The following is a 20,779-nucleotide window of genomic DNA, read 5'->3' on the forward strand; positions in this document are numbered from 1 at the left end:
GGGGCGATGGCGGCTCGTCCCGAGACGGCGCGGAAGATCCTGCTCTACTGGATGGACGGCAGCATGGCGCTCGTCGCCGTCATCTCCGTGGCGTTCGTCGCCGGCCGGACGATGGCGGGCGCGATCACGACCGCCCACGCCGCCCTCGTCATCACCTGCCAGCTCGGCCTGTGCGGGTTGTTCCCCTTCGTCATGCGCGAGGCATTCGACCGGCGGCCGCGTCCCGGCTGGAAGCTGATGGTGTCAGGGGTGTTCGCGACGGGCACGGTCCTGCTGCGCCCGCCCGCCTTCAACGGCGCGTCCCCCGTGATCGAGATGGGCCTGCTGTGGCTGTCGGCGGCCGCGCTCTACCTGTCCCTGCGGGCGACGGCCTGCCTCGCGGCCGTGGTGGTCGCGCTGTTCACCGTGTACGCCACGCTCGTCCACGGCCAGAGCTGGCTCAACACCCTGGTCGGCACCGCCGTGAACGCCTTCGTCATGGTCACGGCCATGCTCCTGTGGCGCTGGCTCTGGTGGATGATCAGGGACGCCCACCACAGCCGCGAGGCCAGGGCGCGGCTGGCCGTGGCGGAGGAGCGGCTGCGCTTCGCCCGCGACCTGCACGACCTGCTCGGTCACAGCCTGTCGGTGATCACGCTGAAGAGCGAGCTGGCCGCCAAGCTGGCCACCAAGGATCCCGGGCGGGCGCTGGCGGAGATGGCCGAGGTGCGCGGGCTGGCCGCCGACTCGCTGGCCGAGGTGCAGCAGGCCGTGCACGGCTACCAGGCGCTCGACCTGGACCAGGAGCTGGCCGGCGTGCGGGCCGCGCTGGAGGCGGCCGGGGCCCGCTGCGTGGTGCGCGCCCGGCCCGAGGACCTGTCGCCGCCCGCCCGCGCGCTGCTGGCGTGGGTGGTGCGCGAGGGCGGCACGAACGTGCTCAAGCACAGCGCGGCCACGTACTGCGCGATCACGATCGACGGCGGCGTGCTGGAGATGCGCAACGACGGGGTGCCGCAGGCCGCGTCCCGGCCGGGCAGCGGCCTGCGCGGGCTGGCCGAGCGGCTGGTCGCGGCCGGCGGCACGCTGTCGGCCGCGACCACGGCGGACGGCGAGTTCCTGCTGCGCGCCACGGTGCCGGTCGGCGGCGAGCTGCCGGCGCGCGAGGTGGTTCCGGCATGAGGCCCGCCCGCCCGCCGGGGCCGCTCGGCCGGCTGCGGAGGGCGACCAAGCTCGACAAGGTCCGCTGGCTGATCGTCTACTCCGCCGACGTCGTCCCGCTGCTGAGCCTGTTCGGCTTCTACGGGCTCTACCTGCAGGTGCAGGCGGGGATGTGGCCGTCCCTCGCGGTGGCGGCCGGGGTGCTGCTGGTGGTCTTCATCGCGCTCAGCACGCGGCCGTTCCGGGTGGCGGTGCGCGGCGGGCCGCGGCCCACGGCGTTGCTGACGGCGAGCGGGGTGATCGCCCTGGTCCTGTGCTGCTTCGCCGTCGTGTGGGCGCTTCCCACCTGGCTGGGGACGCTGACGCCGTTCGTCCGCACGCGCACGGCCGTCGCCCTGTCGGCCGGCTCGATCGCCGTCCTGGCCGTGGCCCTGACGCTGGCCGGCGCGGGGCTCACGGACGTGCTGATCCTGGTGGCGGCGCTGGCGTTCATGGTCGTGGTCGCGGCCGGCGGGGTGTGGGTCAACCTGCGGCTGTGGCGGACGGTCCAGGAGGCGCACCAGGGCGAGGAGGCGCTGGCCATGCTGGCGGTCTCCGAGGAGCGGCTGCGCTTCGCCCGCGACCTCAACGACCTGCTCGGCCAGAGCCTGACCGACGTGGCCGCGCGTACCGCGAGGGCCGAGGAGCTGCTGCGCGCCGATCCCGGGGCGGCCGCGGCCGAGATGTTCGAGGTACGCGACCTGTCCCGCCGCTCGCTGCGCGAGGTGCGTACCGCGGTGCAGAACTACCGGGCCATCGACCTGGACGAGGTGCTGGCCGGCGTCCGGGCGGTGCTGGAGGCGGCCGACGTGCGCTGCACGGTGCGCGCCGACACCGCGGCGCTGACGCCGGAGACCCGCACGCTGCTGGCCACGGTCGTCCGCGAGGGCACCACCAACGTGCTCAAGCACAGCCGGGCCGCGTCCTGCACGATCACGATCGAGGACGGGGTGCTGGAGATGTCCAACGACGGGGTGAACGGCCCCGTGGGCGAGCACGCGCCCAACGGGCTGGCCGGCCTGGCCGACCGGTTGCGCGCGGCGGGCGGCAGCCTGGAGGCCGCGCCCACGCCCGAGGGCCGTTTCCTGCTGCGGGCGGCGGTGCCCGCGTGAGCCGTGGGGAGAGATCATGACCATCCGCGTCCTGCTCGCCGACGACGAGCACCTCATCCGCGGCGCCATCGCGGCCCTGCTGGACCTGGAGGAGGGCATCGAGGTGGTCGCCCAGGTCGGCCGGGGCGACGAGGTGCTCGCCGCGGTGGCCGAGCACCGGCCGGACGTGGCCGTGCTCGACATCGAGATGCCCGGCATGGACGGCCTGAGCGCGGCCGAGCGGATCAGCTCCCAGTGCAAGATCGTCATCCTGACGAGCCTGGGCCGCCCCGGCTACCTGCGCCGGGCGATGGCCGCGGGCGTCAGCGGCTTCCTGGGCAAGGACGCCTCCGCCGAGGAGCTGGCCATGGCGATCCGCAAGGTCCAGGGCGGCGGCCGCTACCTCGACGCCGAGCTGGCCGCGGCGGCGATGGCGGCCGGCGACAGCCCGCTGACCGACCGCGAGCGCGACGCGCTGCGGCTGGCCGGCGACGGCGCCACGATCGCGCGCATCGCGGGCGAGCTGCACCTGACCGAGGGCACCGTGCGCAATTACCTGTCGAGCGCGATGACCAAGCTCAACGCCCAGAACCGCCTGGAGGCCATCCGCACCGCCCAGCGCATGGGCTGGCTGTGACCCGGGCCGGGCAGCGGCAGCCAGGACGGCGGTAGGCAAAAAGGCACACGGCCGCTGTCCCTTCCGGCACAGGGCGGCGGCGCTCCCGGCGCTGTACTCGTCCTCGGCCCTCGCGACCGCGGGGGCCTGCCATCCAATCGCTGGAGGGGATTTCGATGAGTACACGGGGGAACGCGCCGCGCGCCAGGGCCCGCGTCCTGCGGCGCAACGGGGTGCGCGCGCTGACGGCGGGCGCGGCGCTGGCCGGCTGCCTGCTGGCCGTCACCGGGCCGGCGCAGGCCGCGACCGGCGTGCGCGTGGCGGGGTCGGTGCTGGAGGTACGCGCGGGCGCGGCGGCCGACGACATCGCCGTGTCCGTGGACACCGACGGCTCGCTGCTGGTCAGGAACGCGGCCGACACGGTCGTCGCGGGCGCGCTGTGCGTCGCGGTGACCGCCGACCAGGTGGACTGCGCCGCCGCGGGCGTCACGACGGTCTCCGTCCTCACGGCGGAGGGTGACGACCTGGTGCGCAACCGGACGGCCCTGCGCTCCAGGGTCGTGCTGGGGCCGGGCGCGGACGCCTTCCTCGGCGGCCTCGCCGCGGACGCCGTCTCCGGCGGCGACGGCGACGACCGGCTGTCCGGCCTCGGCGGCGACGACCTGCTGCTGGGCGACGCGGGAACCGACACGGCCACCGGCGGGGACGGCACCGACCGCTGCGACGCCGAGTTCGAGACCACCTGCGAGTCGTGAGACCGGGCCGGCGCGGGTAAGACAGGGCCGGCGCAGGCGAGACCGGGCCGGCGCGGGCGAGACCGGGCCGGCGCGGGCGAGACCGGGCCGGCGCAGGTAAGACCGAGCCGGCCCGGGCGAGACCGGGCCGGTGTGGCCCGCGTGCCGCACCGGCCGTCCGGGGTCGCGCCCCGGCGCCGCCGGCGGAGCTAGTGCTGGGACAGCAGGCGGGCGAGCTCCTGCTCGACCTCCTGGCTGGCCACGAACAGCAGCTCGTCCCCCGCCTCCAGGGGGTCGTCGGCCGACGGGGTCAGCACCCGCCCCTCACGCAGGATGGCCACCAGCGCGGTGTCCGGCGGCCACGGCACCGCCCCGGTCCGCTGGCCGACGACCGGCGCGTCCTCGGCCAGCGTCAGCTCGACGAGGTTGGCCTGGCCCTGGCGGAACGTCATCAGGCGCACCAGGTCGCCGACGCTCACCGCCTCCTCCACCAGCGCGCTGAGCAGGCGCGGCGTGGAGACGGCGACGTCCACGCCCCACGACTCGTTGAACAGCCACTCGTTGTTGGGGTGGTTGATGCGGGCCACCACGCGCGGCACGCCGTACTCGGTCTTGGCCAGCAGCGACACCACGAGGTTGACCTTGTCGTCGCCGGAGGAGGCGACCACGACCTGGCAGTTGTTGAGGCCGGCCTCGTCGAGGGAGGCGATCTCGCAGGCGTCGGCGAGCAGCCACTCGGCCCGCGGCACGCTGTCGATCTTGATGGCCCTGGGGTTGACGTCGATGAGCAGGACCTCGTGCCCGTTCTCCAGCAGCTCCGCGGCGATGGAGCGGCCGACCGCGCCCGCTCCGGCGATGGCGACGCGCATCAGTGGTCCTCTTCCGGCGCTCCGGCGAGCACCTTGTTGATCCGGTCCATGTCGTTCTCGGCGGCGATGACGTGCAGCACGTCGCCCTCCTGCACCACCGTGTCGGTGGTGATGGTCAGGGCCTCGCCCATGCGGTTGATGAACGCGGCCCGGGTGCCCGCGCGCTCCTCCAGGTCGACGACGCGGGTGCCGATCCAGGAGGGGTTGATGATCACCTCGGCGAGCACGACGGTGCCCGTGGGGTCGCGCCAGAGCGGCTCGGCGCCCTCGGGCAGGATGCGGCGCAGGATCTGGTCGGCGGTCCAGCGGACGGTGGCCACCGTCGGGATGCCCAGCCGCTGGTAGACCTCGGCCCGGCGGGGGTCGTAGATGCGGGCCACGACGTTGTCGACGCCGAACGTCTCGCGCGCCACCCGCGCGGAGATGATGTTGGAGTTGTCGCCGCTGGAGACGGCGACGAAGGCGGCCGCCGACTCGACGCCGGCCTCGGTGAGCACGTCGCGATCGAAGCCCATCCCGGTCACCCGGCGACCGCGGAACCCGGCACGCAGCCGGCGGAACGCCTGCGGGTCGCGATCGATGATGGCGACGGAATGGCCGCTGTCCTCGAGGATGTGCGCGAGGGTCGATCCCACGCGGCCACACCCCATGATCACAATATGCATGTCCCCCCGCATCGTCGCGGCCGGCCGGTTGTTGAACACCAGTATGGCGCCAGGGGGGAGCGCCTCGTTTAGGCCCCGGCTCTAGGGCTAGCATCTGGTGACGTGGCGAAGGTAACGGATCTTGTCAAACGCTTGCTCGTGGGGCGCGCCCTGCGCAGCGGGCAGCTCCACGAGCAACTCCTCCCCAAACGGATCGCACTCCCCGTCTTCGCCAGCGACGCGCTCTCCTCCGTGGCCTATGCCCCCCAGGAGATCCTGGTCATCCTGTCGCTGGCCGGTGTCTCCTTCTACTCCTACAGCCCCTGGATCGCGGTCGCCGTCGTCGTGGTGATGCTCACGGTGGTCGCCTCCTACCGGCAGAACGTGCACGCCTATCCCAGCGGCGGCGGCGACTACGAGGTGGCCACCACCAACCTCGGCAAGAACGCCGGCCTCACGGTGGCCAGCGCGCTGCTGGTCGACTACGTGCTGACCGTCGCCGTCTCCGTCGCCAACGGCGTCGACTACGTGGGCGCCACCATCCCGTTCGTGGGCCAGCACAAGCCGGCCGTGGCCATCGTCATCGTCGTGCTGCTCACCGTGATCAACCTGCGCGGCATCCGCGAGTCCGGCGCCGCCTTCGCCGTCCCCACGTACGCGTTCATGATCGCCGTGGTGGGGCTGATCGTCTGGGGCGGGTTCCGGCTGCTGGTGCTGGGCGACGAGCTGCACGCCCCGAGCGCGGACTTCACCGTGCGGGCCGAGCAGACCAACCTGACGGCCTTCGCGGCGGCCTTCCTCATCCTGCGGGCCTTCTCCTCCGGCTGCGCGGCCCTGACCGGCGTCGAGGCCATCAGCAACGGCGTGCCCGCCTTCCGCAAGCCCAAGAGCAGGAACGCGGCCACCACGCTGCTCATGATGGGCGTCGTGGCCATCGTGATGTTCGGCGGCATCATCGCGCTCGGGCTGGCCTCGGGCGTGAAGGTGGCCGAGCCGTCCGTGGTGCCCGAGGACCTGCTGCGGCCGGACGGCACGCCGGTCGGCCCCGGCTACTACCAGCAGCCGATCATCTCGCAGGTGGCCGACGCGGTGTTCGGCGGCGGGTCGCTGCCGTTCGTGGCGATCTCGGCGGTGACCGCGCTCATCCTGTTCCTGGCGGCCAACACCGCCTTCAACGGTTTCCCGGTGCTCGGCTCGATCCTCGCCCAGGACCGCTACCTGCCGCGCCAGCTCCACACCCGCGGCGACCGCCTGGCCTTCTCCAACGGCATCATCATCCTGGCCGCGGGCGCGTGCCTGCTGCTGTGGGGGTTCGACGCCGACGTCAGCCGCCTGCTCAACCTCTACATCGTCGGCGTCTTCGTCTCCTTCACGCTCAGCCAGATCGGCATGGTCATCCACTGGACCCGCCACCTGCGTACCGAGACCGACCCCAAGGTCCGCCACCAGATGCACCGCTCGCGGGTGATCAACTTCTTCGGCGGCGTCATGACGGGGCTCGTGCTGATCGTCGTGCTGCTGACGAAGTTCATGGTCGGGGCGTGGATCGTGGTGATCGCGATGCCGATCCTGTTCCTCATGATGAAGGCCATCCGGCGCCACTACGACAACGTGGCGGCCGAGCTGGAGATCACCGAGGACTACGAGCCGGCCATGCTGCCCGCCCGCAACCACGCGATCGTGCTGGTCTCCAAGATCCACAAGCCGACGATGCGGGCCCTCGCGTACGCGCGCGCCACCCGGCCGTCCATGCTGGAGGCCGTCACCGTCGGCGTCGAGGGCGAGGAGGCCCGCCAGCTCCAGGAGGAGTGGGAGCGGCGCGGCATCCCGGTGCCGCTGAAGATGCTGGACTCGCCCTACCGGGAGATCACCCAGCCGATCCTCGACTACGTCAAGACCCTGCGCCGGCGCTCGCCGCGCGACGTGGTGACGGTGTTCATCCCCGAGTACGTCGTCGGCCACTGGTGGGAGCACCTGCTGCACAACCAGAGCGCGCTGCGGCTGAAGGCGCGGCTGCTGTTCAAGCCGGGCGTCATGGTGACCAGCGTGCCGTGGCAGCTCCACTCCTCCGACCGGCTCAAGGGCCGGCCCGAGCCGTACGCGCCGGGCGCGGTGCGCCGCCCCGGGCACCAGCCGGTCAAGAACGACGAGATCAGGACGAGCTGAGCAGCGACCTCAGCCGCACGCTGTCGGCCGTGCCCCAGCCGCGCGGAGCGGCCACGGCGGCCCAGGCGTCCACGATGCCGGCGTTGTAGCGGTGCCCGTGGCCGGGCGGCACGGACAGCGCCGCGGTCATGTCCACCAGCACCTGCCAGAACGTCACCAGCGGGAACCAGTTCATCTGCGGGTTGACGCCGGGGCCGCGCTCGCCCTTCAGCCAGGCGGGCCGGCGCAGGATCAGCCGGGGCGTCCACCAGACGACCGGGTCGGAGGCGTTCTGCAGGTAGACCACGCGCGGCGGGGCCCACGGGCCGGGAGGCCGGGTCAGGTCACCGGGGGTCTGCGCGAAGCGGACGGTGCGGCCCGCCTCGTACACCGGCCGCCACAGCGGGCTGTCCGGCTCCCGTCCGGCCGTGACGTGCTGCCAGATGGGGTTGGCGTTGGGCGGGCCGACGAAGACCGCGCCGTCCGTGCGGGCCACCAGGTCGCCGAGGTCGTGGAAGGCGTTCTCCAGCTCGTAGGAGCCGAGGCTCTCCCCCGACAGCAGCAGCTTGGGCCGGTCGCCGGCGGGCAGCCGGGCCCACCGGGCGCGCACCGCCTCGAACAGCGCCCGCCCGGCCGCGGCCGCCTTGGTACGGTCCACCAGGAACGACACCCAGCTCGGCAGGTAAGAGTACTGGACGGCGACCATCGCCGAGCCGCCGTTGTACATGTACTCCAGCGCGTCGGGGATGTGCGGGTCCACCCAGCCGGTGCCGGTGGTGCCGAGCACGGCGAGCACGGGACGCTCGAAGGCGCCGGTACGTTCCAGCTCGCGCACGGCCAGCGCCGCCTGCGCCTGCGGGGTGGGGGCGGCGTCGAGGCCGACGTACACCCTGATGGGCCGCGTGGCGGGGCGGCCGGAGAAGGCGGCCAGCCGGTCGGGCGGGACGGCGGTGCCGACGAAGGTGCGGCCCTCCCTGCCGAGCGAGCCCCACGCCACCAGCGAGCCGGGGCCGCCGGACACCAGGCTCGACGCGGGCGGCCGGATCCCGGCGGCGGTGCCCCGGTTGGTCACGGCGGACACGTCGCTCACCCGGGCGACGAACGCCGAGAACAGCACGTCGTTGGCGAACACCGCGACGAGGAAGGAGATCAGCAGCACGCCGAGCGCGTGGCCCACGTAGAAGGGCACGAACCGGTCGAGCCAGCCGATCAGCTTGCGGCCGCCCAGCCGGACCAGCCGCGACAGTACCAGCCCCAGCGTGAACAGCACCGCCGTCACGGCCAGGATGAGCGGCGGGAACCAGGTGATGCGGGTGTCCATGCCCATGAGCGAGCGCAGGTCGCGCTGCCAGTCGTAGCTGTACCAGAGCGCCACCAGCGACAGCGCCGAGCAGGCGCCGATCATGACCTGCCAGGCCGTGCGGCGCCACCGCTCCGGCGGCCGGTAGGAGACCAGCGCGCGGCAGAGCGCGCCGATCGAGGCGCCGACGGCGTAGCCGAGCAGGCCGGTGACGGCGCCCATCACCCCCTGGTACATCCAGGTGCGCGGCAGCAGCGACGGCGTCAGCGAGGCGCAGGCGAACAGCGTGCCCAGCAGCGCTCCCCCGAAGCCGGGCCATCGCCGTACCACCCGCGCCGTGTCCACGACGACCAACAGTAGTGGATCAAGTCCGACGGTAGTCAGCCAGGTCAGGGCATAGGGTGTCGGATGTGGAACAGGCATCTCTGGAGCTGACGGTGGGTCCGGTCGCGCACGGCGGCTGGTGTGTGGCCCGGCACGAAGGGCGCGTGGTGTTCGTGCGGCACGCGCTGCCCGGCGAGCGGGTGATCGCCGACATCACCGAGGAGACCTCCAGGTTCCTGCGGGCCGACGCCGTGGAGATCCTGGAGCCCTCGCCCGACCGGGTGGTCCAGCCCTGCCCGTACGCGGGGCCGGGCCGCTGCGGCGGCTGCGACTGGCAGCACGCCACGCTGGAGGCGCAGCGGCGGCTCAAGGCGCAGGTGGTGGCCGAGCAGCTGCACCGGCTGGCGGGCATCGAGCGCGAGGTGGTGGTCGAGGAGGTGCCGGGCGCGAAGGACGGCCTCGGCTGGCGCACCCGCGTGCAGTTCGCCGCCCTGCCGAGCGGCGAGCTGGGCCTGCGCAAGCACCGCTCGCACGAGATCGAGCCCGTCGACGCCTGCCTGATCGCCCACCCCGAGGTGGAGGCGGTCGGCGCGGAGGCGCGGAGCTGGCCGGGGGCCGCCGGGGTCGAGGTGATCGCCTCCTCGGGCGGCGACCGGGCGGTGGTCGTCACGCCCCGGCCGCGGCGCAGCGTGAGCGTGCCCGACCTCGACGCGCCCGCCTCGATCCTGCTCGACCAGGGCAAGGGCCGCACGGTGCCGCGGCGCGGCTCGGGGGTGCTGCACGAGCAGGTGGGCGAGCGCGGCTTCCGGGTGGCGGGCAGCGGCTTCTGGCAGGTGCACCCGGGCGCGGCCGAGACGCTGCTGGACGCGGTGCTCGCCTACGCCGCGCCGGAGCCCGGCGAGTGGGCGCTCGACCTCTACTGCGGGGTCGGCCTGTTCGCGGCGGGCCTGGCCGAGGCGGTGGGGCCCGAGGGCGCCGTCTTCGGCCTGGAGTCCGAGGCCGCCGCCGTGCGCGACGCCCGCGCCAACCTCCGCGACCTGCCGCAGGCCCGCATCGAGCGGGGGCGGGTGGAGGAGGCGCTCGACCGCTTCCGGATCGAGCGCGCCGACCTGGTCGTGGTGGACCCGCCGCGGTCGGGTCTGGGGCGCGAGGTGGTGGAGCGCGTCACGGGCCTGGAGGCGTCCAGGATCGTGTACGTCTCCTGCGACCCGGCCACCCTGGCCCGCGACCTGAAGTGGCTGGCCGAGCGCGGCTACGCCCTGGCCGACCTGCGGGCCTTCGACGCCTTCCCGATGACCCACCACGTGGAGTGCGTGGCCCTGCTGGCCCGCACCCCGTGATCGGGGGGCGGGTCAGGCGGGGGCGATCGGGGGCTTGACGGGGGTGCGGCCGCGGCCGAGGGTCCAGAGCATGGCGGCCAGCGCCGCCACCTGCAGCGGCCACCCCATGACGATCTTGGCGACGCCGAGCGCGGCCACCGCCTCGTCGCCGCCGCCGAACAGGTAGACCGGCCCCTGCACCGCCACCCGCACCGCGCACGGCAGCATGAGCAGCCAGGTCAGGCGGGTGCAGAGCCGGACGATGCCGGGGTCCTTGTGCCAGGCGGTCGGGTCGCCGGTGACCGAGCCGATCAGGAAGCCGACCACCGGCCAGCGGGCCACGATGGAGACGAGCATCCCCACCATGTAGCCGGCGTTCCACAGGATGCCGGGCAGGAAGTAGTCCTTCGCGTCGCCGGAGCGGCTGGCGAAGAACGCGCCGATCGCGATGCCGATCAGGCTGTTGATGACGAACTGCGGCGTGGATCGCTGCAGCAGCCGCCCCAGCAGCAGCACCACCGACAGCGAGACGCTGACGACGAGCGACGTCTTCAGCTCCTCGGTGACGATCCAGCACACCGTGAAGGCGATCGTCGGGACGGCGGCCTCGATGATGCCGCGCACCCCGCCGAACGCCTTGGCGAGCTGCGCTCGCACCGCCGCCTCCACGGTGTCGTGGGCGACCTCTTCCGCCTCAGCACTCACCTGATCAACTCCCTGGCCGGAGCTCGTAACGCGGATTGAACATCACCTTGCGGCCGTCCTGCACGCTGACCAGCCCCTCGGCCTTCACCGTGCGGCCGGGCTCGATGCCGGCGATCCTGCGGCGGCCGAGCCAGACCAGGTCGATCACGTCCGACCCGTCGTAGAGCTCGGCCTCCAGGGCGGGCGCTCCGCCTCGCGGGCGCAGCGTCACCGTACGCAGCGTACCGGCCACGCAGAAGCGCCGCCGCCCGCCGCACGACACGATCGGGGTCGCGCCGACCTCGTCGGCGTCCTCCCGCAGCTCCTGGGCCTCGATCTCGGACTGAGGAGATGCCAGCCGAGCGAAGAACCCACGCAATCCCCCGCGTTTAGCGGGCTCTGCCGTACTCATGATGACTCAGCCTACGTGATGTCAGCTCTCAGCGAATCTCGCTGATCTCGGGCCCTCGCCGGAACGGGTTGAAACCGGGTCTTTCATCCCCCACGTCGCCGCCGGACTGCTCGTTGGGACGGCGCAGCGGGATGGGCTCCTCGCGGGCCATCGGCTCGTCACCGCGCACCACCACGACGTCCTTGACGAAGTCGACGAACGCCCCGGAGACGGCCTCGTCGTCGGCGCCGGGGCCGGAGATCACCGCCAGCAGGAACCAGCGCGGGCCGTCGATGCCGAGGTAGCGGGCCGGCCGGTCGCCGCCGTCGGTCTTGAGCAGGCCCGCCAGCTCGGTGCCGAACGGGCCCTCCCGCTCCTCCAGCCCTTTCGCCTGCGCCCGGATCTTGGTCTTGACCTCGTCCCACAGGCCCGAGCTGCGCGGCGCGGCCAGCGCCTGCAACTGCAGCGTGTTGTCGCCGTGGATCGCGACGACGCCGACGTGCTGGTCGCCGACCGAGGCCAGGCGCACGTCGAAGTCGGGGTTGTGCGGCAGCCGCAGGCCGCCGAGGTCGACGCGCTCGGTGTCCGGATGGGGCTCGTCGGCGTCCCACGGGCCGGACTCGCGCGTGGGGGCGGCCGGCCGCTGCTCGGCCACCGCTTCCGGCTGCTCACGACGACGACGTCGGAACACTTTCCTCACTCTCCCTGATCGTCCTGATGGAGCTGATGGAGGCCGCTGGGCCCGGTGGAGGGCCGTCAGCGGCCCGTCGAGCCGAATCCGCCCGCGCCGCGCACCGAGCCCGGCAGGCGCTCGACCTCGTAGAACGCCGCGCGCTCGACCCGCTGGATCACCAGCTGCGCCACCCGGTCGCCCCGCTGGAGCCGGAAGGGCTCCTTGGCGTCGGTGTTGATGAGCGTGACCTTGATCTCGCCGCGGTAGCCGGCGTCGACGGTGCCGGGCGCGTTGACCAGCGTGACCCCGTGCCGGGCCGCCAGCCCGGAGCGCGGGTGCACGAAGGCGGCGTAGCCGCCGGGCAGCGCGATCGCCACGCCCGTGCCGACCACGGCCCGCTCGCCCGGTGCCAGCTCGACGTCCTCGGCCGCGTAGAGGTCGGCGCCCGCGTCGCCCGGATGGGCGTAGGACGGCAGCGGCAGCCCGGCGTCGAGCCGGTGGATGAGAACCTCCACGTCGCTCAAGGGTTCACCTCGTAGTCCTGGTGCTCGGCGGCGATGGCGGCCAGATCGCCGTGCTTGGCGAAGTGCTCCATGCCCACCTCGATGAACAGCGCCGCCGCGCGGACGGCGACCGGCCCGTCGGGGGCGCCGATGCGCCCCTCAGCCTCAAGGTACGCCTTCCTGCCCGCGATGCCGTTGCACCAGGCACGCAGGTGGAGTGTCGTGCCGACGGGGACGGGGAGGAGGTAGTCGGTCTCCAGCCGCCCCGTGACGTACGGCTTGCGGAACAGGTAGACCGACATCCCGAGGACCTCGTCCATGGCGGCCGCCAGCACGCCGCCGTGCGCGAGCTTGGGCGCGCCCTGGTGCGCCTCCCCCACCGTGAACTCGGCCTCGACGGTCGTGCCGTCGGGTGTCATGGCCTTGAGGTGCAGCCCGGTGGGGTGCTCGGTGCCGCAGCCGAAGCAGTGGCCGTAGTGGGAGCCGAGCACGGCGCCGGCCGGCGGCGCTCCGGGCTGGGCCGCGGGCGCGACGGCGCCGGGCGGCGGGGTGGTGAGGGAGGAACGCGTCACGGGTGACGAGGTTACTCCCTGTTCACGCTCCGCTCGTCCTCGGCGGGCGCGGCGCGCGGGCCGTCGCCGGGATCGCCGTCCGGTACGTTCCCCTCGTCCGGTATGGGGCGCGGCGGCGGGGGCGGCAGGGCCGGCTGCTGGTGGCGCAGCTCCGGCAGCGCCCGGTAGATGACGGCCGCCACCGGCACCGCGACCGCGGCCCCCGCGATGCCCGCCAGGATGCCGCCGACGGCCAGCACCAGGATGATCGCCAGCGGGTGGAAGTTGAGTGCCCGGCCGACGATCAGCGGCTGCAGGACGTGGTTCTCCAGCTGCTGCTCGACGATGAGGACGCCGAGGAAGACCAGCGCCAGCACGAGCCCCTTGGCCCCGAGCGTGACCAGCGTGGCCACCGTGCCGGCGAAGAAGATGCCGACGATCGGGATGAAGCTGGCGAAGAAGATCAGCACCGCCAGCGGCGCCCACAGCGGCACGCCCATGCCGGCCAGCACGATGCCCATGATCACGCCGTGCACGGCGGCCACCGCGACCGTGCCCTGCACGTAGTGGGACAGCGTGGTCCACGCCGCCCGCCCGGCACGGTCCACGCGCGGCGCGACGTCGCCGAAGCCCCTGAGGATCCACGCCCAGATGCGGTCGCCGTCCTTGAGCAGGAAGAACGTCACGAACAGCAGCAGCACGATGGAGGCCAGCACCTCGAAGGCCACCGCGCCCGCGCTCAGGACGGTGGTGGTGATCGCCTGCCGCTGGGCGTTGACCACCTGGGCGATCTCGTCGACGTAGGCGGTGATCTGCGCCTGCTGCAGGTGCAGCGGGCCGGTGATCAGCCACTCCTGGACGTCTCTCGCGGTGGTCTGCACCTGCTCGACCAGGTTGGGGAACTCCTCGCTGGCCCGCGCCCCGACCAGCCAGCCGGTGCCGACGAGCACGGCCAGCGCGATCAGCATGGTGACCCAGGTGGCGTAGATGGGCCGCATGCCGGCCTGGCGCAACCGGTGGGTGAGCGGGAACAGCAGCGCGGTCAGCAGCAACGCGATCGCCACCGGCAGCGCCACGAACGTGAGCCGGGCGATGATCATCGCGAAGATGTAGACGACCACGCCGACGAGGATCAGGCACACGCACCAGGCGGCCATCTTGGCCAGCACGGGCGGCACGAGCTTGGTGGGACGGTCGGGCAGCACGTGTTCAAGACTGTCACGTCCGGGCCGCGGGCGCGCGCGGATAACCGGCCGGAGATCGGGCCTGGGCAACGGACGGGCGGCGTGCCACCGTCATCGTCATGAAGGCCGTGGCGACTCTCACACTGGCTCTGCTCGCCTCCCTCACCGGCGCCCCGGCGCAGGCCGCCACCGGCGGCGCGCTGGCGCTGGAGGTGCTCTCCAGCCGCGCCGACCAGGTGAGCGGGGGTGATGCCCTGGTCAGGGTCCGCCACCCGAGGGGCGTCCGGCCGGTCGTCGAGCGCAACGGCGAGGACGTGACCGCCGCGTTCACGGCCACCGGGGACGGCCTGACCGGCCTGGTGACCGGCCTGCGGGCCGGCCCCAACACGATCACGGCCGAGGCCGGCCCGCTGCGCGCCACGCTGACCGTGCGCGACTTCCCGATCGAGGGCCCGATCTTCTCGGGGCCGCACCAGTACCCGTTCCTGTGCAAGACCGAGCGCGGCGGCCTGGGCCCGCCGGTCGCCGACAACCAGGACGGCCAGGGCATGCGCACGGCGGGCGGCTGGAGCAGGGACTGCTTCGCGCCCGCGGTGACCGACCGGCTCTACCGCTCGACGGACGGCACGTTCAAGCCGATGCCGGCCGGGCGCCCCGCCGACCTGGCCACGACCACGCTGCTGGACGGCCGGACGGTGGACTTCGTGGTCCGCCGCGAGCGCGGCGTCATCAACCGCTTCCTCTACTCGATCGCCCTGCTGGAGGACGGCTGGAACGGCCGGGCGATCTACCGCTTCGACGGCGGCGTGGGCATCGGCCACGACCAGGGCACGCTCGGCGGCGGCGCGCTGGACCCGTACGGGCTCGGCAAGGGCTACGCCGTCCTGTACTCCTCGGGCACCCGCACCTCGGTCCACTACAACCTGGTCCTGGGCGGCGAGACGGCCCTCATGGTCAAGGAGCGCTTCATCGAGACCCACGGCCGCCCGCTCTACACGGTGGGCGTCGGCGCCTCCGGCGGCGCGATCCAGCAGTACATCTACGGCCAGAACTTCGGGAACCGGGTGATCGACGCCGCGATCCCGCAGTACTCCTATCCGGACATGGTCACCCAGACCATTCACGTGGGCGACTGCGAGCTGCTCGAACGCTACATGGACCACGATCCGCGCTGGGCCCACTGGGACGAGCGCACGGCGCTCATCGGCATGAACGCCGGCGACACCGTCGCCAACCCCTACACCGGCCGGCCGGGCTCCGACGAGTGCGTCAACGGCTGGCGCGGCCTGGCCCCGCTGACCATGAACCCGAAGTGGACCCCCAACGAGGACCCGGAGTGGGCGCTCATGGACCCGCCCGGCGTCAAGGACACCGTGAACTGGACGCACTGGGACGACCTGCGCAACGTCTACGGCGTGGACGAGCGCGGCCACGCCCGCTCCACCTGGGGCAACACCGGCGTCCAGTACGGGCTGAAGGCGCTGGTGGACGGCGTCATCACCCCGGCGGAGTTCCTGGACCTCAACGCGAAGGCCGGCTCGTGGAAGGAGGCCGCCGACATGGTGCAGGAGGGCTGCCCGTTCGTGCGCGCCGCCTGCCCGGCCGACCCCGACCCGTGGAGCGCCCGCAACATGAACCTGGGCGACCCGGCCCCCCGCCGCACCGGCGACCCGGTCGCGATCAGGAACGTCGAGCGCAGCGGCCTGGTCTTCCGCGGCGCCATCGACATCCCCGTGATCGACTGGCGCCACTACCTGGAGGACCGGCTCGACATGCACAACTCCCACCAGTCGTTCGCGGCCCGCCGGCGCATGCTGGACCACGACGGCCGGGCCGGCAACCAGGTCATCTGGTTCACCGACGCCCGCCCGGACGGCCCGAAGCACGACCAGACGCCGGAGGCGCTGGCGGTGATCGACCAGTGGATGGCCAACCTGCGCGCGCACCCCGGCCGGGGCGTGGCGGGCAACCGGCCGCCGCTGGCCGTGGACCGCTGCTTCGCCACCGACGGCACGCAGCTCGCCGCGGGGCCGCACGTCTGGGACGGCGTCCTGGACCGCCGCCCGCCCGGCGCGTGCACCCGGCACTTCCCGCTGTACGGGACCTCCCGCACGGTCGCGGGCGGCCCGCTGGAGGGCGGCGTCTACGCCTGCCGCCTGCAACCGGTCGCGCGGGCCCTGGCCAGGGGCCTGTACGGCTCCTGGCGGCCCACCCCGGAGGAGCGGGCGCGCCTGGAGCGGATCTTCCCCACCGGGGTGTGCGCCTACTGACCGCGGAAAGAGGGGCGGGGAACGCCCCCGCCTCTCTTCGCGGCGTCAGCCCAGGTGGACCTCCACGGTGAGCTCGTCACCGTGGTCGAGCACGAACTCCTCGACGTTCCCGGCCGCGCACAGGTCGTCCTGCGCCTGGCGCACCAGCTCCACCTCGGGCCCGGTGACGGTCAGCCGGGCCACCTCGGCCCGCATCGACAGCTTGGCCTCGGACTTGGCCTTGCGCACCCGCCCGAGCACCTCGGAGGCCACGGCCAGCACCGCCGGGTTGCCGTCGCCGGGCGCGGGCTCGGGCCACGGCGCCCGGTGCACCGAGCCCTCCCGCCACCAGGACCAGACCTCCTCGGTCACGAACGGCAGGAACGGCGCGAACAGCCGCAGCAGCACGTCCAGGGCCTGGCGCAGCGCCGCGTGCGCCGAGGCCGCCCCGGGCCCGGACTCCTCGTACGCGCGGGCCTTGACCAGCTCCAGGTAGTCGTCGCAGAACGCCCAGAAGAAGCGCTCGGTGCTCTCCAGCGCGCGCGTGTGGTCGTAGGCGTCGAACGCCCCGGTGGCCTCGCGGACCACCCCGGCCAGCGCCGCCAGCATCGACCGGTCGAGCGGCTCGCTCACCTCGCCGTCGGCGCCGGCCAGGCCGAGCACGAACTTCGAGGCGTTGAGGATCTTGATGGCGAGCCGCCGGCCGATCTTGAGCTGCCCCGGCTCGAAGGCGAAGTCCACGCCGTAGCGGCCGTTGGCCGCCCAGTAGCGCACCGCGTCGGAGCCGTGCTGCTCCAGCAGCTCCAGCGGGGTGACCACGTTGCCCTTGGACTTGGACATCTTCTTGCGGTCGGGGTCGAGGATCCAGCCCGAGATCGCGACGTCGCTCCACGGCAGCCGGTCGAACTCCAGGTGCGAGCGCACCACCGTCGAGAACAGCCAGGTGCGGATGATCTCGTGCGCCTGGGGCCGCAGGTCGGCCGGGTAGACCCGCTCGAACAGGTCGTCGTCGCTGCCCCAGCGGCCGGCGATCTGCGGCGTCAGCGACGAGGTCGCCCAGGTGTCCATGACGTCGGGGTCGGCCATGAAACCGCCGGGCACGCCACGCTGCTCCTCGGTGTAGCCGGGCGGCACGTCCGTGGACGGGTCGACCGGCAGCATGTCCTCCTCGGGCAGGATCGGCGCGTCGTGGACCGGCTGCCCGGACCCGTCGATCGGATACCACACGGGGAACGGCACGCCGAAGAAGCGCTGGCGGGAGACCAGCCAGTCGCCGGTCAGCCCCTCGACCCAGTTGTCGTAGCGCACCCGCATGTGCGGCGGGTGCCAGGCCAGCTCGCCGCCCCGCTCCAGGAGGCGCCGGCGCAGCTCCTCGTCCCTGCCGCCGTTGCGGATGTACCACTGGCGGGTGGAGACGATCTCCAGGGGCTTGTCGCCCTTCTCGTAGAACTTCACCGTACGGGTGACCGGGCGCGGCTCGCCGTCGAGGTCGCCGGACTCGCGCAGCAGCTCCACGACGCGCTCGCGGGCGCTGTGCACGGTCTTGCCGGCCAGCTCCTTGTAAGGCTCGGGGTCCACGCCCTCGGGCGGCTCGGGCAGCAGCCGCCCGTCCCAGCCGATGACCGAGCGGGTGGGCAGGCGCAGCTCCCGCCACCAGATCACGTCGGTGAGGTCGCCGAACGTGCAGACCATCGCGATGCCCGAGCCCTTGTCCGGCTCGGCCAGGTGGTGGGCCAGCACCGGCACCTCGACCCCGAACAGCGGCGTGCGCACCGTGGTGCCGAACAGCTCCCGGTAACGCTCGTCGGAGGGGTGCGCGACCAGCGCCACGCACGCCGGGAGCAGCTCGGGCCTGGTCGTCTCGATCAGGACCGGGCCCTTGTCGCCGTGGAACGACAGGCGGTGGAAGGCGCCGGGCCACTCGCGGTCCTCCAGCTCGGCCTGCGCGACCGCGGTGCGGAAGCCGACGTCCCACAACGTCGGCGCCTCGGCCAGGTAGGCCTCGCCGCGCAGCAGGTTGCGCAGGAACGCGCGCTGCGAGACCGCCCGCGCCGCGTCGCCGATCGTGGTGTAGAGCAGCGACCAGTCGACCGACAGGCCGACCCGCCGCCACACCTCCTCGAACGCCTGCTCGTCGATGGCGGTCAGCCGGTGGCACAGCTCCACGAAGTTGCGCCGTGAGATCGAGATCTCACGTTTGCCGGGCTTGTCAGGTGGAACGAAGTCGGGGTCGTAGGGCAGCGACGGGTCGCAGCGCACGCCGTAGTAGTTCTGGACCCGCCGCTCCGTGGCCAGGCCGTTGTCGTCCCAGCCGATGGGGTAGAACACCGACTTGCCGATCATCCGCTGGTAGCGCGCCATGATGTCGGTGTGCGTGAAGGAGAAGACGTGGCCGATGTGCAGCGAGCCCGACACGGTCGGCGGCGGCGTGTCGATCGCGTAGACCTGCTCGCGCGGCCTGGACCGGTCGAAGCGGTAGGTGCCCTCGGCCTCCCAGCGGGCTACCCATACCTGCTCCAGGCCGTCGAGAGTGGGTTTCTCCGGCATGGATGCATGGCGTAGTCGCTGTTGAGTCATGCCTCCTTATGGTACGGCTTCGGGGGCTCGCCAAGCGGTACAGACTAGTGTTCGTTACATATGGGGAAGGAGATCGGCATGGCGGATGACAAGCCGGACGTGACCTGGCGGATCATCGGCGGCCTGGTGGGGCTGGCGACGGGGTGGGCGGCCCGCAAGCTGCTCACCTTCGTCTGGGTGAAGGCGACCGGCAAGGAGCCGCCCGTCGACACCGACTCGCCCGAGGTCAGCCTGGCGGAGGCCATCGGGTACGCCGTGCTCATGGGCGTCGGCATGTCCGTGGCTCAGATCGTCATCAACCGGACCGCCAAGAAGCGCTATGACGCGTGGCGGGCTCTGCGGCAGGTGACTCCAGGGCACTGAGGAACTCGCTGGCCCAGCGGTCCACGTCGTAGGTGGCAACCCGGCGGCGCATGGTGCGCATCCGCCGGGCCAGCTCGTGCGGCGTGGCCCGCATCGCCGCCAGCATCTGGCGCTTGACGTCCTCCACGTCGTACGGGTTGACCAGGTAGGCCTGGCGCAGCTCGTCGGCGGCCCCGGCGAACTCGCTGAGCACCAGCGCGCCGCTGAGGTCGTGGTGACAGGAGACGTACTCCTTGGCCACCAGGTTCATGCCGTCGCGCAGCGGGGTGACCACCATGACGTCGGCGGCCAGGTAGAGCGCGGCCAGCTCCTCCTGCTTGTACGACTGGTGGAAGTACCAGATCGGCTGGTAGCCGAGCGTGGCGTGCTCGCCGTTGATCCGGCCGACCTGCAGCTCGATGTCGTCGCGCAGGCGGCGGTACTCGTCCACGCGCTCCCTGCTCGGCGTGGCGATCTGCACGAACACCGCCTCGCCCGGCCGCAGCAGGCCGTCCTTCAGCAGCTCGCCGAAGCTCTCCAGGCGCTGGCCGATGCCCTTGGTGTAGTCGAGCCGGTCCACGCCCAGCAGCACGTGCTCGGGGTCGCCCAGCTCGGCCCGGATCTCCTTGGCGCGGGCCACGATGTGCGGCTCGCGTACCAGCGAGTCGAGCTGCCCGAAGTCCACCGAGATCGGGAACGCCTGGGTGTGCACCACCCGGTCGTCGAGGAAGATCTCGTTCCCCTTGTACGGCAGCCCGAGCAGCCTGCGGCACAGCCGCCGGAAGTTGGAGGCCCCGCCCGGGAGCTGGAAGCCCACCAGGTCGGCCCCGAGCAGCCCCTCCACCAGCTCCTTGCGCCACGGCAGCCGCCAGAACAGCTCGGTCGGCGGGAACGGGATGTGCAGGAAGAACCCGATCCGCAGGTCCGGCCGGAGCTTGCGCAGCATCGAGGGCACGAGCTGGAGCTGGTAGTCCTGCACCCAGACGACCGCCCCCTCCTCGGCGCTGTCCGCGGCGGCGGCGGCGAAGCGCTCGTTGACCGCCCGGTAGGTCTCCCACATCTCGCGGTGGTAGACCGGCGGGGCGACGGCGTCGTGGTAGAGCGGCCACAGGGTGGCGTTGGAGAAGCCCTCGTAGTAGAGCTCCACCTCCTCGGCCGACAGGGGCACGGGGATCAGGTTCATGCCGTCCTGCTCGAACGGCTCCAGCTTCTCGTCCGGCGCCCCGTGCCAGCCGGCCCAGGCTCCGTGGCGGCGCTGCATCACCGGCGCGATCGCGGTGACGAGCCCGCCGGGGCTCCTGCGCCACGAGGCCGTTCCGTCGGGCTCGATCGTCCTGTCCACCGGCAACCGGTTGGCGACGATCAGAAACGAACTCCGGCCAGTCACGCAGTCCCTCCTCTATGGGG

General features: G+C 72.8%; 19 protein-coding genes. 8 read left to right on the top strand and 11 right to left on the bottom strand.

Annotated elements, in window-relative coordinates; all coding sequences use genetic code 11:
- The first annotated feature begins 6 nt into the window (after positions 1–6).
- From AB0H75_RS13810 to AB0H75_RS13825, 4 genes are all read left to right on the top strand, one after another.
- The gene (locus AB0H75_RS13810) at positions 7–1,158 is read left to right on the top strand and encodes a sensor histidine kinase (RefSeq protein WP_367795576.1); all 1,152 of its coding nucleotides are present in this window, start codon (positions 7–9) and stop codon (positions 1,156–1,158) included.
- Positions 1,155–2,288, top strand: coding sequence for a sensor histidine kinase (locus tag AB0H75_RS13815; RefSeq protein ID WP_367795579.1), 1,134 nt, complete (start codon positions 1,155–1,157; stop codon positions 2,286–2,288). Before AB0H75_RS13810 ends, AB0H75_RS13815 begins: the two co-directional genes overlap by 4 nt.
- 16 nt (positions 2,289–2,304) lie before the next feature.
- Positions 2,305–2,904, top strand: coding sequence for a response regulator transcription factor (locus AB0H75_RS13820; RefSeq protein ID WP_367795582.1), 600 nt, complete (start codon positions 2,305–2,307; stop codon positions 2,902–2,904).
- 155 nt (positions 2,905–3,059) lie between these two features.
- Positions 3,060–3,638, top strand: a complete 579-nt coding sequence (locus tag AB0H75_RS13825; protein WP_367795584.1) for a hypothetical protein — start codon at positions 3,060–3,062, stop codon at positions 3,636–3,638.
- Between the two features lie 188 nt (positions 3,639–3,826).
- On the opposite strand, the gene AB0H75_RS13830 is transcribed toward AB0H75_RS13825, so the two are convergent.
- Both AB0H75_RS13830 and AB0H75_RS13835 read right to left on the bottom strand, forming a co-directional pair.
- A complete protein-coding gene (locus AB0H75_RS13830) occupies positions 3,827–4,486 on the bottom strand; it encodes a TrkA family potassium uptake protein (protein WP_367795586.1) in 660 nt (219 codons plus the stop codon).
- A complete protein-coding gene (locus AB0H75_RS13835; protein ID WP_367795589.1) occupies positions 4,486–5,151 on the bottom strand; it encodes a TrkA family potassium uptake protein in 666 nt (221 codons plus the stop codon). The genes AB0H75_RS13830 and AB0H75_RS13835 overlap by 1 nt, the downstream gene beginning before the upstream one ends.
- Positions 5,152–5,253: 102 nt before the next feature.
- Here AB0H75_RS13835 and AB0H75_RS13840 point away from each other — a divergent pair, with 102 nt between their 5' ends.
- Complete coding sequence (locus AB0H75_RS13840; RefSeq protein WP_367795592.1) at positions 5,254–7,296, top strand: APC family permease; 2,043 nt, start codon at positions 5,254–5,256, stop codon at positions 7,294–7,296.
- Here AB0H75_RS13840 and AB0H75_RS13845 read toward each other — a convergent pair.
- The gene (locus AB0H75_RS13845; RefSeq protein WP_367795595.1) at positions 7,283–8,920 is read right to left on the bottom strand and encodes an alpha/beta hydrolase; all 1,638 of its coding nucleotides are present in this window, start codon (positions 8,918–8,920) and stop codon (positions 7,283–7,285) included. The genes AB0H75_RS13840 and AB0H75_RS13845 overlap by 14 nt on opposite strands.
- A gap of 56 nt (positions 8,921–8,976) precedes the next feature.
- Between AB0H75_RS13845 and AB0H75_RS13850 the strand changes: the two genes are divergently transcribed.
- A complete protein-coding gene (locus AB0H75_RS13850; protein ID WP_367795598.1) occupies positions 8,977–10,239 on the top strand; it encodes a class I SAM-dependent RNA methyltransferase in 1,263 nt (420 codons plus the stop codon).
- A gap of 12 nt (positions 10,240–10,251) precedes the next feature.
- Here the strand turns inward: AB0H75_RS13850 and AB0H75_RS13855 are convergent, their stop codons facing one another.
- The 6 genes from AB0H75_RS13855 to AB0H75_RS13880 all read right to left on the bottom strand — a co-directional run bounded on the left by AB0H75_RS13855 (position 10,252) and on the right by AB0H75_RS13880 (position 14,225).
- Positions 10,252–10,923, bottom strand: coding sequence for a DUF3159 domain-containing protein (locus AB0H75_RS13855; protein ID WP_367795601.1), 672 nt, complete (start codon positions 10,921–10,923; stop codon positions 10,252–10,254).
- 4 nt (positions 10,924–10,927) lie between these two features.
- Positions 10,928–11,314 (bottom strand): OB-fold nucleic acid binding domain-containing protein, encoded by a 387-nt coding sequence (locus tag AB0H75_RS13860; protein WP_367795604.1) that lies wholly within the window; start codon positions 11,312–11,314, stop codon positions 10,928–10,930.
- A 28-nt stretch (positions 11,315–11,342) separates the two neighbouring features.
- Positions 11,343–11,984, bottom strand: coding sequence for a DUF3710 domain-containing protein (locus AB0H75_RS13865; RefSeq protein ID WP_367795607.1), 642 nt, complete (start codon positions 11,982–11,984; stop codon positions 11,343–11,345).
- A 65-nt stretch (positions 11,985–12,049) separates the two neighbouring features.
- Positions 12,050–12,490 (bottom strand): dUTP diphosphatase, encoded by a 441-nt coding sequence (dut, locus tag AB0H75_RS13870; RefSeq protein WP_367795610.1) that lies wholly within the window; start codon positions 12,488–12,490, stop codon positions 12,050–12,052.
- Positions 12,487–13,041 (bottom strand): PaaI family thioesterase, encoded by a 555-nt coding sequence (locus AB0H75_RS13875; protein WP_367795613.1) that lies wholly within the window; start codon positions 13,039–13,041, stop codon positions 12,487–12,489. Before AB0H75_RS13875 ends, dut begins: the two co-directional genes overlap by 4 nt.
- A gap of 11 nt (positions 13,042–13,052) precedes the next feature.
- Complete coding sequence (locus AB0H75_RS13880) at positions 13,053–14,225, bottom strand: AI-2E family transporter (RefSeq protein WP_367795616.1); 1,173 nt, start codon at positions 14,223–14,225, stop codon at positions 13,053–13,055.
- A gap of 107 nt (positions 14,226–14,332) precedes the next feature.
- Here AB0H75_RS13880 and AB0H75_RS13885 point away from each other — a divergent pair, with 107 nt between their 5' ends.
- Positions 14,333–16,474: a DUF6351 family protein gene (locus tag AB0H75_RS13885; protein WP_367795619.1), complete on the top strand. Its 2,142-nt coding sequence runs from the start codon at positions 14,333–14,335 to the stop codon at positions 16,472–16,474.
- A 45-nt stretch (positions 16,475–16,519) separates the two neighbouring features.
- Here the strand turns inward: AB0H75_RS13885 and valS are convergent, their stop codons facing one another.
- A complete protein-coding gene (gene valS, locus AB0H75_RS13890; protein WP_367795622.1) occupies positions 16,520–19,000 on the bottom strand; it encodes a valine--tRNA ligase in 2,481 nt (826 codons plus the stop codon).
- Positions 19,001–19,108: 108 nt separating this feature from the next.
- Here valS and AB0H75_RS13895 point away from each other — a divergent pair, with 108 nt between their 5' ends.
- Positions 19,109–19,393 carry a DUF4235 domain-containing protein gene (locus AB0H75_RS13895; RefSeq protein ID WP_367795625.1) on the top strand — a complete coding sequence of 95 codons (285 nt, stop codon included), beginning with the start codon at positions 19,109–19,111 and terminating at the stop codon, positions 19,391–19,393.
- Here AB0H75_RS13895 and AB0H75_RS13900 read toward each other — a convergent pair.
- Positions 19,326–20,759 carry a trehalose-6-phosphate synthase gene (locus AB0H75_RS13900; protein WP_367795628.1) on the bottom strand — a complete coding sequence of 478 codons (1,434 nt, stop codon included), beginning with the start codon at positions 20,757–20,759 and terminating at the stop codon, positions 19,326–19,328. The genes AB0H75_RS13895 and AB0H75_RS13900 overlap by 68 nt on opposite strands.
- Between the last annotated feature and the right edge of the window lie 20 nt (positions 20,760–20,779).

The organism is Nonomuraea sp. NPDC050783 (genome assembly GCF_040802095.1).
Taxonomy (GTDB): Bacteria; Actinomycetota; Actinomycetes; order Streptosporangiales; family Streptosporangiaceae; genus Nonomuraea.

Bases quoted from the DNA above. Each gene is read 5' to 3' on its own strand.
- AB0H75_RS13830 (WP_367795586.1), bottom strand. From the start codon at position 4,486: ATGCGCGTCGCCATCGCCGGAGCGGGCGCGGTCGGCCGCTCCATCGCC.
- AB0H75_RS13820 (WP_367795582.1), top strand. From the start codon at position 2,305: ATGACCATCCGCGTCCTGCTCGCCGACGACGAGCACCTCATCCGCGGC.
- AB0H75_RS13825 (WP_367795584.1), top strand. From the start codon at position 3,060: ATGAGTACACGGGGGAACGCGCCGCGCGCCAGGGCCCGCGTCCTGCGG.
- AB0H75_RS13895 (WP_367795625.1), top strand. From the start codon at position 19,109: ATGGCGGATGACAAGCCGGACGTGACCTGGCGGATCATCGGCGGCCTG.
- AB0H75_RS13860 (WP_367795604.1), bottom strand. From the start codon at position 11,314: ATGAGTACGGCAGAGCCCGCTAAACGCGGGGGATTGCGTGGGTTCTTC.
- AB0H75_RS13810 (WP_367795576.1), top strand. From the start codon at position 7: ATGGCGGCTCGTCCCGAGACGGCGCGGAAGATCCTGCTCTACTGGATG.
- valS (WP_367795622.1), bottom strand. From the start codon at position 19,000: ATGCCGGAGAAACCCACTCTCGACGGCCTGGAGCAGGTATGGGTAGCC.
- AB0H75_RS13835 (WP_367795589.1), bottom strand. From the start codon at position 5,151: ATGCATATTGTGATCATGGGGTGTGGCCGCGTGGGATCGACCCTCGCG.
- AB0H75_RS13815 (WP_367795579.1), top strand. From the start codon at position 1,155: ATGAGGCCCGCCCGCCCGCCGGGGCCGCTCGGCCGGCTGCGGAGGGCG.